This window comes from Achromobacter veterisilvae (genome assembly GCF_037619525.1).
In the GTDB taxonomy this organism is placed as follows: domain Bacteria; phylum Pseudomonadota; class Gammaproteobacteria; order Burkholderiales; family Burkholderiaceae_B; genus Achromobacter; species Achromobacter veterisilvae.
On sequence record NZ_CP148753.1, the window covers coordinates 5167822 to 5183274 of the forward strand.

At 67.9% G+C, this 15453-nt stretch carries 15 protein-coding genes; 5 read left to right on the top strand and 10 right to left on the bottom strand.

The window, feature by feature from the left end; genetic code table 11:
• Positions 1–167: 167 nt before the first annotated feature.
• The 3 genes from WHX56_RS23925 to WHX56_RS23935 are packed head-to-tail and all read right to left on the bottom strand — an operon-like array spanning position 168 to position 2724.
• On the bottom strand, positions 168–617 hold the full coding sequence (locus WHX56_RS23925) for an SRPBCC family protein (protein ID WP_338879185.1): 450 nt from the start codon (positions 615–617) through the stop codon (positions 168–170).
• Between the two features lie 53 nt (positions 618–670).
• Positions 671–1501, bottom strand: a complete 831-nt coding sequence (locus tag WHX56_RS23930; RefSeq protein WP_287755043.1) for a phosphoenolpyruvate hydrolase family protein — start codon at positions 1499–1501, stop codon at positions 671–673.
• An 11-nt stretch (positions 1502–1512) separates the two neighbouring features.
• Positions 1513–2724, bottom strand: coding sequence for a Tm-1-like ATP-binding domain-containing protein (locus WHX56_RS23935; RefSeq protein WP_287755041.1), 1212 nt, complete (start codon positions 2722–2724; stop codon positions 1513–1515).
• Between the two features lie 228 nt (positions 2725–2952).
• On the opposite strand from WHX56_RS23935, the gene WHX56_RS23940 reads away from it, so the two are divergent.
• The gene (locus WHX56_RS23940; protein WP_287755040.1) at positions 2953–3534 is read left to right on the top strand and encodes a TetR/AcrR family transcriptional regulator; all 582 of its coding nucleotides are present in this window, start codon (positions 2953–2955) and stop codon (positions 3532–3534) included.
• A gap of 28 nt (positions 3535–3562) precedes the next feature.
• On the opposite strand, the gene WHX56_RS23945 is transcribed toward WHX56_RS23940, so the two are convergent.
• The 6 genes from WHX56_RS23945 to clpB form a co-directional block, all read right to left on the bottom strand.
• On the bottom strand, positions 3563–4213 hold the full coding sequence (locus tag WHX56_RS23945) for a GntR family transcriptional regulator (RefSeq protein WP_287755039.1): 651 nt from the start codon (positions 4211–4213) through the stop codon (positions 3563–3565).
• 73 nt (positions 4214–4286) lie between these two features.
• Entirely contained in the window at positions 4287–5303 is a 1017-nt protein-coding gene (locus tag WHX56_RS23950) for a hydroxyacid dehydrogenase (protein ID WP_338881829.1), read from the bottom strand.
• A 26-nt stretch (positions 5304–5329) separates the two neighbouring features.
• A complete protein-coding gene (locus WHX56_RS23955) occupies positions 5330–6007 on the bottom strand; it encodes an RraA family protein (protein WP_287755038.1) in 678 nt (225 codons plus the stop codon).
• 33 nt (positions 6008–6040) lie between these two features.
• Entirely contained in the window at positions 6041–7006 is a 966-nt protein-coding gene (locus WHX56_RS23960; RefSeq protein ID WP_129239335.1) for a Bug family tripartite tricarboxylate transporter substrate binding protein, read from the bottom strand.
• Between the two features lie 71 nt (positions 7007–7077).
• Positions 7078–7953: an NAD(P)-dependent oxidoreductase gene (locus WHX56_RS23965; protein WP_338879186.1), complete on the bottom strand. Its 876-nt coding sequence runs from the start codon at positions 7951–7953 to the stop codon at positions 7078–7080.
• A 371-nt stretch (positions 7954–8324) separates the two neighbouring features.
• Positions 8325–10931, bottom strand: coding sequence for an ATP-dependent chaperone ClpB (gene clpB / locus WHX56_RS23970; RefSeq protein ID WP_129239523.1), 2607 nt, complete (start codon positions 10929–10931; stop codon positions 8325–8327).
• Positions 10932–11068: 137 nt separating this feature from the next.
• Here clpB and WHX56_RS23975 point away from each other — a divergent pair, with 137 nt between their 5' ends.
• From WHX56_RS23975 to WHX56_RS23990, 4 genes are all read left to right on the top strand, one after another.
• Positions 11069–11527 (top strand): gamma-glutamylcyclotransferase family protein, encoded by a 459-nt coding sequence (locus WHX56_RS23975; RefSeq protein WP_287751437.1) that lies wholly within the window; start codon positions 11069–11071, stop codon positions 11525–11527.
• A 98-nt stretch (positions 11528–11625) separates the two neighbouring features.
• Positions 11626–12354, top strand: a complete 729-nt coding sequence (locus WHX56_RS23980) for a helix-turn-helix domain-containing protein (RefSeq protein WP_129239332.1) — start codon at positions 11626–11628, stop codon at positions 12352–12354.
• 14 nt (positions 12355–12368) lie between these two features.
• On the top strand, positions 12369–13568 hold the full coding sequence (locus tag WHX56_RS23985) for a hypothetical protein (protein WP_338879187.1): 1200 nt from the start codon (positions 12369–12371) through the stop codon (positions 13566–13568).
• A 198-nt stretch (positions 13569–13766) separates the two neighbouring features.
• Positions 13767–15071, top strand: coding sequence for an MFS transporter (locus WHX56_RS23990; RefSeq protein ID WP_129239331.1), 1305 nt, complete (start codon positions 13767–13769; stop codon positions 15069–15071).
• Positions 15072–15090: 19 nt separating this feature from the next.
• On the opposite strand, the gene WHX56_RS23995 is transcribed toward WHX56_RS23990, so the two are convergent.
• Positions 15091–15432, bottom strand: coding sequence for a 2Fe-2S iron-sulfur cluster-binding protein (locus tag WHX56_RS23995; RefSeq protein WP_422393671.1), 342 nt, complete (start codon positions 15430–15432; stop codon positions 15091–15093).
• Positions 15433–15453: the final 21 nt, after the last annotated feature.

Consider the following 15453-nt stretch of genomic DNA (forward strand, 5'->3'; position numbering starts at 1 on the left):
CACCCGGGAAGACGGACGCCAGTCTGCGAGGCCATCTCGTACGGGTGTCAGACACCTTTTCCATGTACCGTGCACCGTGTCTGACACCCGTACGAGACGCACGCCATCTTGCCTCGGCGCCTCCGGGTGTCTGACACCCCCAAGCACCGTGTCTGACACCCCCGATATCAGACACCCGGCATTCGCAACTTCTCATCCAACGCAGCCAGGCCGGCAGCAAACACGCCCTTGCCCACCGCGTCCGCCACCTCGCTCAGTTCCGCGCCCTCGACGCGAAAATCCGCCCACCATTGCACCAGCGTGTGGCCGCTTTCGGTGACGGGATGCAGCGACACGCCGGCGACGTAGTCGCGCATGGGCAGGTCGGTCTCGATGATGGAATAGCGCAGCGCCGTGCCGGGATCGTCCAGCATCAGCAGGCGTTCGCGGACGAAGCCGGAAGGCTTGAGCGTCAGGTGCCGCACCGACCCCACGGCGTCGTGCCGCCCGCCCTCTTCCAGCCGGCTCTGCGCGATGCCGGGATGCCAGCCGGCCAGGCCGTCGAAGTCCCGGAACCGGGCCCAGACCGCTTGAAGCGGGGCGTGGACGATGGCGCTGACGTGTACGGTGTGCGGCATACGGACTCCTGCGGGCGCGCGGCCCTGGAAAGGGGAAACAGCGGAAAACGGATTCAGAAGGTCAGGTTCTTGAACTCTCGGGTGGCCGCGGTCAGGGCCTGTTCGGTGGGCAGGCGCTCCATCGAGCTGGCGCCGTAGAAGCCGTGGCAGTGCTTGCAGGCGCGCAGCACGTGCGCGGCGTCCTCGGGCGTGGCGATGGGGCCGCCGTGGCACAGCACGATGACGTCCGGGCGCACGGCCAGCGCGGCCTCGGCGATGCGGTCGATGGCGGCCACGCAGTCGTCCAGCGTCAGCGCGGTCTCGGCGCCGATCGAGCCGCCGGTGGTCAGGCCCATGTGGGCGACGATGATGTCCGCACCCGCCTTCGCCATGGCCGCGGCGTCGTCCTCGTTGAACACGTAGGGCGTGGTCAGCATGCCCTTCTTGTGCGCCAGGCGGATCATGTCCACTTCCAGCGCGTAGCCCATGCCGGTCTCTTCCAGGTTGGCGCGGAAGGTGCCGTCGATGAGGCCCACGGTCGGGAAGTTCTGCACGCCGGCAAAGCCCTGGCGCTTCAGGTCGTCCAGGAACAGGTCGAAATCGCAGAACGGATCGGTGCCGTTCACGCCGGCCAGCACGGGGGTCTTCTTCACCACCGGCAGGACTTCGCGGCCCATGTCCACCACGATCTCGTTGGCGTTGCCATAGGCCAGCAGGCCGGCCAGCGAACCGCGGCCCGCCATGCGGTAGCGGCCGGAGTTGTAGATCACGATCAGGTCGATGCCGCCCGCTTCCTCGCACTTGGCCGACAGGCCCGTGCCCGCGCCGCCGCCCACGATGGGCGTGCGCGCGCGCACCATGGCGCGGAACTTGTCCAGTAGCTCGTTGCGGTCAAAACGCGGCATGGCGGCAATCCTCAGTGTGTGGCGATTTCAAGATAATGTTCGACCGCGGTCTGGGCGAACAGCGGGTCGTTGATGTGGCAAGGCACGCGCACCAGGCGGCGGTCGGCCGTCTGCACCAGGTTCGCCTCCAGCGCGCCGAACAGCGCGGCGTCGGCCTCCGGGTCCCAGAATGCCTGCCCCGGCGCGTCCAGCGCGGACACGCCGCCCTCGGGTATCAGGAAGCGCACCGGGCCCTGGCAGCGGTTCAGCCTGGCGGCGATCCACTCGCCCTGCCGGGCGTTCTCTTCCGCGGTGGTGCGCATCAGCGTCACCTGCGGGTTATGGGGGTAGAACTTGCGGCCCCGGTAGCGTTCCGGGACGGTGTCCATGGCGCCGAAGTTCACCATGTCCAGCGCGCCGCAGGAACCCACGTAGGGCGCGCCCGTGCGGGCCACGGCGCCGAAGCGGTCTTCGGTGCAGGCCAGCACGCCGCCGAAAAGAAAGTCGCAGACCTCGGTGGTGGTCAGGTCCAGCACCCCGGCCAGCAAGCGGCTGTCCAGCAGCTTTTCCATCGACTGCCCGCCCGTGCCCGTGGCGTGGAACACCAGGCAGTCGTAACGTGGCTCCAGCAGCGGCGCCACCTGCTGCACGCAGGCGGTGGTGACCCCGAACATGGTGATCCCCACGGCGGGCCGGCCGTCGTCCGCGACGGCGCTGGCCGCCTGCCGGAAGGCCCCGCCGATGGCGCCGGCGGCGTTGGCCAGCACCCGGCGGGAAATGCGGTTCAGGCCCGCGACGTCGGTCACGGAATACATCATGGCGATATCCGACGGGCCGACGTAGGGCGCGACATTGCCCGAGGCCATCGTGGACACCATCAGCTTGGGCGTGCCGATGGGCAGCGCGCGCATGGCGGGAGTGATCAGGGCAGTGCCGCCCGAGCCGCCCAGGCCCAGCAAGGCGCCGATGGCGGGGTTGCCGGCGGCATAGCGTTCGAAGGCCTGCGCCATCGCGGCGATGGCCGTGCCGCGGTCGCCGGTGAAAACGGCCTCGGCGCCTTCGGGATGGCACGCGGCCACCTCGCGCGCCTGCACCTGGGCCGCGCTGGCGGCGCCGGACGTGGACACGTCCACGGACACCGCGTCCAGCCCGTCCCGCTTGAGCAGGCCCACCACGTACTCGGCTTCCTGGCCCTTGGTGTCGTAGGTGGCGGCCACGTAGACCCGCCGGTTCGAATGCGTCATGACTCCTCCGCGGGCGGCTACACTCGGTGCGCGCCTCGATATGTGGGGCCGCAAGGCCTGTAGAATCTAGAAATGAGACGAAAGAATCATACTGAGACACCTGTCTCACGTCAAACCCGATCCCCCGCCAAGGACGCCCCGGCGAACGCCGGCGCGGCGCGGCTCATCGCGCCCGCCAGCCCCCAGGCCGCGGCCAGCGGCGAACCGCCGCACGGGCCGCGGGCGCGCATGCGCAAGACCCTGCTGGACGCGGCGCAGCGGCTGATGGCGCAGGGCATCACGCCCTCGGTCGCCGAACTCGCCGAACACGCCCGGGTCTCGCGCGCCACCGCCTACCGCTACTTCCCCAGCCAGAGCGCGCTGATCGCGGCCGTGGTGGACGAAAGCCTGGGGCCCATCCTGGCCTGGGACTCGGCCGCGCCAGACGCCGCCGCGCGGGTCGACGAACTGCTGCGCTTCGCCTATCCCCGGCTCGAATCGCACGAAGCCCCGCTGCGCGCGGCCATCATGGTGTCCCTGCAGCAGCACGCCGAAGCCAGCGCCGGCAAGGCGGGCGCCGAACCGCGGCTGGTGCGCGGCCACCGGGTCGACATCCTGAAGCGCGCCATCGCGCCGCTGGCCGCCGACCTCACGCCCGCGCAGCAGGACCGCGTGGCCCAGGCCCTGTCGCTGGTCTACGGCACCGAGGTATTCCTGGTCTTGAAGGACATCTGGAAGCTGGAACTGCCCGAACTCACCGAGGTGGTGCGCTGGACGGCCAGCGCCATCATCAAGCAGGCGCTGGCGGAGGCCGGCCCCGCGAAGGAATAGCCTGGAACGCCCATCCGGCGGCGCCCCGCTATTGGCCTGATTTGCGGTGGCTGCGGAAAAGCAGGTGCGTGGAAGCCAGGTGGAAGCGCATTGCGATCTGGGCGCACTCGGCGTCGCGCGCGCGCAGCGCCGCGATGATCTGGCGGTGATGCTCCACGCTGCGCAGCATGTCGTCCTTGGTGTAGAAGTAGAACGAACCGATGATGATGGGCATGTCGAGCAGGCTTTCCACCATGGAGCGCACGCGGGCGGATTGCGCGGCCTCGAGCAAGGCGTGGTGGAACTGGTTATTGAAGTGCTGCACGCGCGCGACGCTGTCGTCGGCGTCGTCGTTGATCGCGTCGAGCATGCACTGGTTGATGCGCTCGAGTTCGAGTATCTGCTCCGGGCTTGCCCGTTCGGCCGCCGCCTTGGCGGAATAGGGTTCGAGCAGCATGCGCAGCTCGAACGCTTCATCGATGTCCCGGTCTTGCCAACCCAGCACCACCGCGCCGCGCCGGCCCTCGTGCTTGACCAGGCCGTCCGTCACCAGGCGCTCGATTGCGCTGCGCACCGGCGTGCGGCTGACGGAAAGCTCGGCGGCGATGTGCTCTTCGCGCAGCCGTTCGCCCGGCATGAAAGAGCCCGCCATCAGCCGGCGGCGCAACTCTCCATATACGTAATCGCGGGCGCTTGACATGATGGCGCGTGACTCCAGACCAGGGTTCTCGAACTATACCGGAAGCGTATCCCGGGAATCGACGGCGGCGGCGTCAACGCTGGCGTTGCGCGAGCCGTTCCAGGAACCGCGGCCACACCTCCGGATTCAGCAGCCGGGATGGACGGCGGCCGGCCAGCATCTCGGCGATCTGGGTGGCGGACCCTTGCGCCACCTTGCGCCGGCCTTCGTGCGTGACGCCGCCGGTGTGGTAGGCCGCCACCACGTCGGAACGCAGCAGCAGGCCGTTCCCGGGCGATGGAGGCTCCTGGCTCCAGACGTCCAGGCCGGCGCCCGCCAGCCGCCCCGCCTGCAAGGCGGAAAGCAGCGCCCCCTCGTCATGAATGCCGCCGCGGGCGGTCGAGATAAACAGCGCGCCGGGCTTCATCCCGCCGAAGGCCTCGGCCCCCAGCATGCCGCGCGTATCGTCGTTCAACGGACAGTGCAGGCTCACCACATCGGCCGCTTCGAGCAGCGCCGCGAAGCCGGCCGGTTCGGCTCCCCGGCTGCGGATTTCCTCGGGCGACAGCAGCGGATCGAATGCCATGACCCGCATGCCGAAGCCCGCGGCCGCGCGGGCCACCCTGCGCCCGATTTCGCCGATGCCCACGAGACCCAGCACGCGCCCCTCGATCTCGCGGCCCATCAGGGCCTCCCGGGACGCGGCGGTTCCCGATTGCAGCGCGGCCTGGGATTCACGCAGGCGCTTGACCAGCGATAGCAGCAAGGCGAAGGTCATTTCCGCCACTGACGCGGCATTGGCGCCGGCCTGATTCACGACAGCCACCCCGGCCCGGGTGCAGGCCGCGACGTCCACGGTGTCGTAGCCCGCGCCGCCCGAGGAAACGCAAAGCAGTTCCGGGCACTGGGCCAGCAGGCTTTCCGACACCCACCAGCGCGCGGGGACTTCATCCTTGGCCGCGCTGACGTGATAGGCCTGCGCGCCGGCCAGCCCCGACGCGGTGACCGCGCCGCCGCGCGCAGGCAGGACCTCGAGACTCAAGGCTTCGTCGCGCTCGATGCTCGCGTCGAACACCGGATCGATCCAGAGATCCAGCCGGACGACGCGCATCCTGTCCAAGGACCGCGCCGCCGGGCTCATGCCTTCGCCTCTACGCAGCCCAGGAGCTTGAGCCTGGCGTCGACCCAGGACGTGTCCAGCGTGCCCGCCGCGATATCGGCCAGCATTTTCGTTTCCAGCTCATGCTTGGACGAAGCCGCCAGGTAAAGCGCTTCCGTTTGCTCGAACGGGATCGACAACAGGCCGTCTTCGTCTCCCAGGATCAGATCCCCCGGCGCGATCGTCATGCCGTCCAGGGCGATGACGCAATTGATCTCGCCGGGCCCGTCCTTATAGGGCCCCCGGTGGGTCACGCCGGCCGCATAGACGGGAAACGAGCCGCGGCGGATCGCGCCGCAGTCGCGGATCGCGCCGTTGATCACGATGCCCGCGATGCCGCGCGATTGCGCATAGCTGGTCATGATTTCGCCGATGATGGCGTTGGTCAGATCGCCGCCCGCATCCACCACGATCACATCGCCGGGCCGCGCCAGATCCAGCGCCTTGTGCACCAGCAGATTGTCGCCAGGGCGGGTGCGCACGGTCAGCGCCGGGCCGGCAAGCGGACGGCCATCGTGCATGGGCTGCAAACGCGCGCCGCCGGCCGTCATGCGCGACATGCAGTCGCTGATGTTGGCGACCGGAACGCCGCTGAACTTGTCCACGGTTTCCTTGCTCACCGCGCGCGTGCGCGTATGGATCTCAAAGCCGATCATCTTTGCTCCTGGGGGAAATAGCGATTCTTGCCATTACTGCTTGGGAATACCGGCTTCCTGCACGACCTTGCCGAAGATGTCGTGGTCCGATCGGTGCTGCCGCGCCAGGTCGTCCGGCGTGCCCTTGAGCACGCTATAGCCCGCGTCTTCCAGCTTCTTCACCAATTCGGGCTGGGATTGGACCTCCTGCAACGCCTGGTTCAGCGCGGCGACCACGTCATCCGGCGTCTTCGCAGGCGCCATCAAGCCCCACCAGATCGACTGGTCGATCGTCGGGAATCCGTTTTCCGCGAACGTCGGAACGTCGGGCAAGGCGGGCGACCGCCCCTTCGCGACCACGGCAAGCGCGCGGACCTTGCCGCCGCGGATCTGCGGCAACAGCGAAGCGACGGAACCCACATACATGTCGATGCGGCCGCTGGCCAGGTCCGGGAACGCCTGGCCCCAGCCCCGGTAAGGCACGTGCATCAACTCGATGTTCGCCGCCTTGCGCCAGAGGTAGCCGGTCAGATCGCCCGTGCCGCCGATGCCGGGAATCCCCAGCGAAACCAGGCCGGGACGCGCCTGCGCGGCCTTGACCACGTCGCCGATCGTCTTATAGGGGGAGTCGGGCAGAACCACGAAAACGCTTGGCGACGTCGCCACGGGGCCGACCGGCTTGAAATCCTTGAACGTGTCGTAGCTGAGCTTGTTGTAGAGCCACGGATTCAGCACGATGTTGTCGGTCTGGGCCATCACCAGCGTGTGTCCGTCCGGCCGGGCGCGGGCGGTGGCATCCAGCGCCAGGTTGCCGCCCGCGCCAGGCTTGTTCTCCACCACGATATTCCAGCCCTTGTCCTGGCCGATCGCGCTTCCGATCATGCGTGTCAGCGTGTCGGTGCCGCCCCCGGGCGGGAAAGGTGAAATGAGCGTGATGGGCGCGTTGCCCATATCGGCCGCGTTGGCGGCGGCGCAGCCCAGCACGAGCGTGGCGGCCAGAAGGGTCTTCAAGCGTTTCATTGTCTTCCTCACACAGTTGGTTTTGTTTGGTTCGATACGCAATTCAATGCGCCGTGGCGCGGCGCGCGCGCTCAGTGCTGGCGCGCCAATGGCGTCAGCCAGGCCAGGCGCGCCTCGACGGAATCCGGCAGGTTGAAATCTCCGTCCGCCCGCGCCGCCTCGATGCCCCGGCTGGTCCGGTCGAAAAGCCGCTCCACGCCATCGAGAACCAGGGGCTCCAGTCCCGCCTGGACCAGTTGCTCCCGGGCCTCCCGGACTTCGGCCAGCCGGCGCTGGGCATGCAGCACGTGCGAACGCACGAACGAATCGATGAATGCCGTCAGCGGCGTCCGGTCGATGTCCGCCAGCACTTCGTAAAGGGAGGCCCGCAGGCCCATGGACTCGGCCGCGACCAGGCATTCGACGGCCAGGCTTTCCATGCCCTTCGTCATTACGCTGCGCAGCAGTTTCAGGCGCACGGCATCGCCCGCCGCCCCAGGTATGGCACGCGCTGGCGCCCCGCCGCTCTCGGCAAGCCGCAGCACCGCGTCCGTGCCGGTCCCCGCGCAGAGCAATGGCGTGCGCTCCGCCAGCAGGGCAATGGCCCCCATGATCGCGACGTCGGTAAAACCGATGTTCCGCTCGGCCGCCGCGGCGGCGGCGGCCTGCATATCGGACGCGCTGGCCGTGGTGAAGTCGGCGTAGACCGCGTCCTGGCGCATATGCGGAAAGCTCCGCTGCGCCACCTCGCGCGCCGCGTGGCCATAGACGGCCGACACGACGATATCCGCCTCGCGCAGCCAGGGGCCGGGCTCCGCGTGCAGTCCGGCGCCATGGCGCCGGGCCCGCCCGGCCATTTCCTCGTCCTGCCGCAGTTCGCAGATCCCGATCACGGCATGCCCGGCGGCGTCCCATGCCTGTGCATAGCAGGATCCGACCTCGCCGCAGCCCAACAGCGCAATTTTCATTTCTATAAATACATAAAAAATACAATGACGTGTTTATAGAACGAAAATACCTCGTAAATTATCAGTATTAACCCTTGGTTTTAAGAAAATTTAGTACATTAAAAAAACAAAATTAGCGGAAACGAGCTCCCCGCCAGGAATTCGCGCGCAAAAAAAACTCCTCGAATTTCGAGGAGTTTTCGGCGCAGCGCCGCTTGACGGGTTAGGTGCGCTCGAGGACAGCGCGAGATACTCTGAAGAAAAACCCGGCGCCCAGGCGGCCGCAGAGACTGTTTTCCGGCCGCTGCCAGGCACTGTCTGTCCACGGCCGCATGGGTTCCGCGCGCTGCGCGTCGGTGTTCTGGCTCAAGAACTCTCGCGCTGCACCCATCCTACTGCAAGGTTCGGGTGAAGACGAACTGCCCGTCCTGCCAGTCCACCGGCACCACGTCGCGCGGGCCGAAGCGGCCTTCCAGGATCAGCCGCGCCACCGGGTTCTCGATCTGCTGCTGGATCGCGCGCTTCAACGGGCGCGCGCCGAACACCGGATCGAAGCCGGAGCGCGCCAGCTCCGCCAGCGCGGGCTCGCTCACTTCCAGGCGCATCTCCTGCCGTTCCAGGCGTTCGCCAAGGCGGCGCAACTGGATGCGGGCGATCGACTCGATGTGCTGCGCTTCCAGGCCATGGAACACGACGACCTCGTCGATGCGGTTCAGGAACTCGGGGCGCAGCGTCTGCTTCAGCTCGTCCCAGACCACTTCCTTGATCACTTCGTACGGCTTGCCGGCCAGGGTCTGGATATGGTGCGAACCCAGGTTGGAGGTCATCACGATGACCGTGTTGCGGAAGTCCACCGTGCGGCCCTGGCCGTCGGTCAGGCGGCCGTCGTCCAGCACTTGCAGCAGCACGTTGAACACGTCCGGGTGCGCCTTTTCCACTTCGTCCAGCAACACCACGCTGTACGGCTTGCGGCGCACGGCCTCGGTGAGGTAGCCGCCCTCTTCGTAGCCCACGTATCCCGGCGGCGCGCCGATCAGCCGCGCCACGGAGTGCTTCTCCATGAATTCGCTCATGTCGATGCGGATCATGTGCTCTTCGGAGTCGAACAGGAACTCGGCCAGCGCGCGCGTCAGCTCGGTCTTGCCCACGCCGGTGGGGCCCAGGAACAGGAACGATCCATATGGCCGCGACGGGTCCGCCAGCCCGGCGCGCGAACGCCGGATCGCGTCGGACACGAGGCGCACGGCTTCGTCCTGGCCCACCACGCGCTTGTGCAGGTATTCCTCCATGTGCAGCAGCTTTTCGCGTTCGCCCTGCATCATCTTGGACACCGGAATGCCGGTGGCGCGCGACACGACCTCGGCGATTTCCTCGGCGCCGACACGGGTGCGCAACAGGCGCGGACGACCCTCGCCGCCTTCGGCTTCATCGGCCGCCTCGGCGGCGCCCACTTCGGCCGCCTTCAGGCGCGCCTCCAGGTCGGGCAGCTTGCCGTACTGCAACTCCGCCAGCTTGTCGAACTGGCCCTTGCGCTGCAGTTCCGCCATCTCGGCGCGCACGCTGTCGATCTCTTCCTTGATGGCCTGCGTGCCCTGGACGGCGGCCTTTTCCGCCTTCCAGATTTCCTCGAAGTCGTTGTACTCGCGCTGCAGCTTTTCCAGTTCGTCCTCGATCACGCCCAGGCGGCGCTTCGAGGCATCGTCGGTTTCCTTCTTGACGGCCTCGCGCTCGATCTTCAACTGGATGATGCGGCGGTCCAGCTTGTCCATCACTTCCGGCTTGGAGTCGATCTCCATGCGGATGCGCGCGCCGGCCTCGTCGATCAGGTCGATGGCCTTGTCGGGCAGGAAGCGGTCGGTGATGTAGCGGTGCGACAGTTCGGCCGCGGCCACGATGGCCGGGTCGGTGATCTCGACTCCGTGGTGGATTTCATAGCGTTCCTGCAGGCCGCGCAGGATGGCGATGGTGGATTCCACGTCGGGTTCGTCGACCAGCACCTTCTGGAAGCGGCGCTCCAGCGCGGCGTCTTTCTCGATGTACTTGCGGTATTCGTCCAGCGTGGTCGCGCCGATGCAGTGCAGCTCGCCGCGCGCCAGCGCCGGCTTGAGCATGTTGCCCGCGTCCATCGCGCCTTCGGCCTTGCCCGCGCCGACCATGGTGTGCAGTTCGTCGATGAAGACAATGTTGCTGCCGTCGTCCTGGGCCAGCTCTTTCAGCACGGCTTTCAGGCGTTCTTCGAATTCGCCGCGGAACTTGGCGCCGGCCAGCAGCGCGGCCAGGTCCAACGACAGCACGCGCTTGCCGCGCAGGGTTTCGGGCACTTCGTCGTTGACGATGCGCTGCGCCAGGCCTTCGACGATGGCGGTCTTGCCCACGCCGGGTTCGCCGATCAGCACCGGGTTGTTCTTGGTGCGACGCTGCAGGATCTGGATGGTGCGGCGGATTTCGTCGTCGCGGCCGATGACCGGGTCGAGCTTGCCCTGGCGGGCGCGCTCGGTCAGGTCCATGGTGTACTTGGACAGCGCTTCGCGGTTGGATTCGCCTTCGGCGCCGGAAACGTTCTCGCCGCCGCGGACGGCGTCGATCGCGGCCTCCAGGGCCTTCTTCTGCAGGCCCGCTTCGCGCAGGATGCGGCCGGCTTCGCCCTTGTCGTCGGCCAGCGCCAGCAGGAACAGTTCGCTGGCGATATAGGTGTCGCCGCGGCGCGCGGCTTCCTTGTCGGTGCGCGTGAGCACGCCTTGCAGGTCGCGGCCGACCTGGACGTTGTCCTCGCCCTGCACCTGCGGCAGGGATTTCAGGGCGCTTTCAAGGGCCGGCTGCAGCCGATTGACCGCCACGCCGGCGCGCGCCAGCAGGCTGCCCGCGCCGCTGTCGGAATCCGACAGCAAGGCGGAAAGCACGTGGACGGGCTCGATGTAGGGGTGATCGTTGCGGGCGGCCAGACTCTGAGCGTCGGCCAGGGCTTGCTGGAACTTGGTAGTCAGTTTGTCGAATCGCATAATGGTCATTTGGCTTGTTGGAGAGCCTGACCGATACGTGCCGGCGGGCTCGATAAGCTGAATATGCGGCCGGATGAGAAAATTTCAACACCCTGCCCGCGCCATGGTTTTTTCGACGTGCAGCAACAATCCGACTTATGAGCATATACGTTTTTGTCTACGGCACGCTACGCGCGGGCGAAATCAATGACCTGGCGCAAGCCGCGGCCCGGCGGCGGCTCCCGGCGGCCCGCTACGTCGGCCCCGCCAGCGTGCCGGGCCGCCTGGTGGATTTCGGCGACTGGCCCGGGCTGATCCCGGTCGAGGACGGCCGGCGCGTGCGGGGCGACGTTTTCCAGGTGGAACCGGCCCTGGTCGCCCTGATGGATGAAATCGAGGAATACGCCCCCGGGAAGCCCTGCTGCTTCGTCCGGCGGGAGGTCGCCGCGCGCCTGGAATCCCCGCCGGACGCCCCGGCGCGGGACCCGGCGGCGGCCCGGTACCTGGCTTGCCAGTACTATCCGATAGATCCGTCCCTGCGCGGCGCGGCGGTGGACATCGCCGCCGACGACTGGGTCTGTTACCGGCGCGCCCGCCCGGTCCCGGAAGGCCGGTAAGACGCCCGTAGTAACAACGGACTACAATGGAATTTATCTTCACGCGTTACACCCATTCCGGCCCTGGTCCGAGCAATGGGCACTATAAAGGTCATCGTATGCAAAAACGGGTCCCCGTTGCCCCTGATGCCGCCCACTGTTCCACATGCATGCTGGGGCATGTGTGCGTGCCCGTCGGCATGGCAGCCGCCGAAGTGGAAAAGCTGGACGAACTGGTCAAAGAACGCGTGCGCCTTGAAAAAGGCAAGCCGCTCTATTCGCTGAACCACCCGCTCGACGCGGTCTACAGCGTGCGTTTCGGCAGCCTCAAAACGCAGTTGGAAGACGCCACCGGCCAGATCCAGGTCACCGGCTTTCATCTGCCCGGCGAGATCGTCGGCATGGACGGCATGCTCGACGGCAAGCACGTCTCGACCGCCGTGGCGCTGGAAGATTCCGAGGTCTGCGTCATCCGCCTGGCCGACATCGACCGCGTGGCGACGCACCTGCCGTCCCTGCAGCAGCAGTTCCGCCGCCTGATGAGCCGCGAGATCAACCGCTCGCACCAGATGCTGGCGTCGCTGGGCTCGATGCGGTCCGAACAGCGCCTGGCCGCGTTCCTGCTCAACCTGTCGCAGCGCTATGCGTCGCTGGGCTATTCGTCCACCGAATTCGTGCTGCGCATGAGCCGCGAAGAAATCGGCAATTATCTCGGCCTGACCCTGGAAACGGTCAGCCGGCTGTTCTCGCGCTTCGCGCGCGACGGCCTGATCAAGATCAACCAGCGCGAAGTACGCATCCTGGACCTGCCCGCGCTCAAGCAGTTGCTGGGCCAAGAAGGCTGCTGAACGCCCGCCGCGCCATGCGCCGCGCGCCCGCTCCTCTCACGCGCCGGGCATGGCCGGGCCGCGCCGCCGGCGCGGCGCGCGGCATCGCCGCGGCGCTCGCCCTGGCAGCCTCGCTGGCGCCCCTTGCGGCGAGCGCCCAGACGCCCCTGCCCGACCCGTACGACTACGACGAAACCGTGCCCGCGCCCAAGCGCGCGGCGCCGCTGCGCTGGCAGGCCGTGGAACTCGGCAGGCCGGGGCACCGGTACAAGATGCCGGTCTACGCCAACCGCAAGCTCGACCGCGACGATCTGCGCGACGTCCGGCAGGTCATCGTCGTGATCCATGGCGTCAAGCGCGACGCCGACCGCTACTATGAAACCGTCGACGAACTGCTCGCGCGCAATCCCGCCCGCGCGCGCGACACGCTGATCCTGGCGCCGCGCTACTCCGGCTCGATCGACTCGGGTTTCGGCGGCATGGCGGCCTGGCGCAAGGCCAGTTGGGAAGACGGCGAAGACAGCGTGCAGGCCGCCGGGCGGCCCGCGCCGGTCAGCGCGTTCCAGGTGCTCGACGACCTGCTGCGCAGCCTGGACGACCGCAAGCGCCTGCCCGCCCTGGCGGGCATCGCGCTGGCCGGGCATTCGGCAGGCGCGCAACTGGTGCAGCGCTACGCGGTGCTGAACAACGTCGACGGCCCGCTGCGGCGCGACGGCCTGGCGCTGCGCTACGTGATCGCCAATCCCTCGTCCTACCTCTACCTGACCAACGAGCGCCCGCGCGCCGACGGCAAGGGCTATGCGCCCTACGAACGCGGCATCTGCCCGACGTACAACCAGTACAAGTACGGCACGGACAAGCTCCCGTCCTACGCCCGCGAGACCGACGAATCCCGGCTCTTCGTGCGCTACGCGGCCCGCGACGTCACCTACCTGCTGGGCGGCGCGGACAACAATCCCGAACACCGCCTGCTGGACAAGACCTGCGGCGCGGAAGCCCAGGGCGCCACCCGGCTCGCCCGGGGCGTGGGCTACGCGCAGTATGAATACGCGCTGGCCGCCCGCGGCGCCAAGCCCGTGGCGCTGCACCGGCGCGCCTACGAAGTGGCCGGCGTCGGGCACGACAACAAGGGCATGTTCGGCTCGGTCTGCGGCGCGCGCGCGCTGCTGGGCGAAGACGCCCAGGCGGCCGATGGCGCGGCGCCTTGCGAGGCTATCGCGCCGCGTGCCAGATAAGGCTCCGCGCCCGCCGCGGCGCGGAACGTCCTGACAGAAAACTGAAAAACGGACACGATTCCAGGACGTGCATTTCCGCGCCGGCAGGCGCAACATAACGGCTAGCGTGATCCCTCCGCGGCGGGTCCGTCCAGGCGGCGCGGCGCCGGCCGCGGTCGCGTGTCCGGCGCCCCCGACAGACGCAACTGGAGGACAGATATGACGCAAGCGTATCTCGACATGCCCGACGCCAAGCGCCGCATCAAGGCGATCTTCGTCGGATCCATGGGCAACCTGGTGGAGTGGTATGACTTCTACGCCTATACCGCCTTCGCGCTCTACTTCGCCCCCGCCTTCTTCCCTTCCCACGATCCCGTCGTACAGCAGTTGAACGCCGCCACGCTCTTCGCGGCGGGCTTCATCGTGCGCCCGCTGGGCGGCTGGCTGTTCGGGCACCTGGCGGACCGGCACGGGCGGCGGCTGTCGCTGATGGTCTCCGTCGGGATGATGTGCGTGGGCTCTTTGATCATCGCCGTCACGCCGACCTACGCCACGATCGGCCTGGCCGCGCCGGCCCTGCTGGCCCTGGCCCGCGTGGTCGAAGGCCTGAGCCTGGGCGGGGAATACGGCGCCAGCGCCACCTACCTGACCGAGATCGCCGACCCCGAGCATCGCGGCTTCTATTCCAGCTTCCAGTACGTCACCCTGATCGGCGGCCAGCTCAGCGCGATCCTGGTGCTGCTGCTGTTGCAGAACGTCTTCCTCACGCACGAACAGCTCCTGGCCTGGGGCTGGCGCATCCCTTTCGTGATCGGCGCCATGCTCGCGATCATCACCGCGGTGATGCGCCGCGACATGCCCGAGACCGATTCGTACAAGGAAGCCCAGAAGGCGGCCAAGCCGCAGACCAGTTCGCTGCGCGGCCTGCTGCAGTATCCGCGCGAGGTGGCGATCGTCGTGGGGCTGACCGCCGGCGGCACCGCGGCCTTCTATACCTTCACGACCTACATGCAGACCTTCGTGCGCCAGACCGCGGGCTTCACGGACATCGTCACCACCTACATCATCGCCGGCTCGCTGATCTTCGCGCTGATCCTGCAGCCGGTGTACGGCGCGCTGTCCGACCGGATCGGACGCAAGCCCCTGCTGATCTTCTTCGGCGTGGCGGGCGCCGCGCTCACCGTGCCCATCCTGATGGCGCTGTCGCACACGCGCTCGCCCTTCATCGCCTTCCTGCTGATCTGCGGGGCCTGGGTGTTCACCGCGGGCTATACGTCCATCAACGCCGTGGTGAAGGCGGAACTGTTCCCCACCAACGTCCGCGCCACCGGCGTGGCCGTGCCGTATGCCGTGACGGTATCCATCTTCGGCGGCACGGCGCCGGCCATCGCCCTGTTCTTCAAGCAGCAGGGGCACGAGGAATGGTTCTATTACTACCTGGCGGGCGTCATCTTCCTGTCCCTGCTGGTGTACGCCAGCATGCGCGACACCAAGCACGTGTCCGCCATGCACCGGCACGCCTGAACGCCGCCCGAGCCTGCTCCTAGCGCCGCGCCCCCGTCAGCGGGCGCGGCGCGGGCGGCGGCGCGGGTTCGATAGGCGCGGCCAGCGGCGCCTGGATTTCCAGCGCGGACGCGGCCTGCGCGACGCAGGGCAGGATCCAGCCTTCTTCCTTTTCGTCGGGCGACAGGCCCGGCCGCTCGATGCCGTAAACGACGGCCCCTTCCAGCATCAGGCACATGCAGGCGCGGCAGGTGCCGTTGCGGCACGAGCTGGGCAGCCTGACGCCCGCCGCCTGCGCCGCCAGCAGCACGGACGTGCCGGCCGGCGCGTCGAAGCGCAGGCCGGCGGGCCGCACCAGGACCGGGAAGGAGGCGGACATGATGGAAGGACCGGGCGCGCGCGC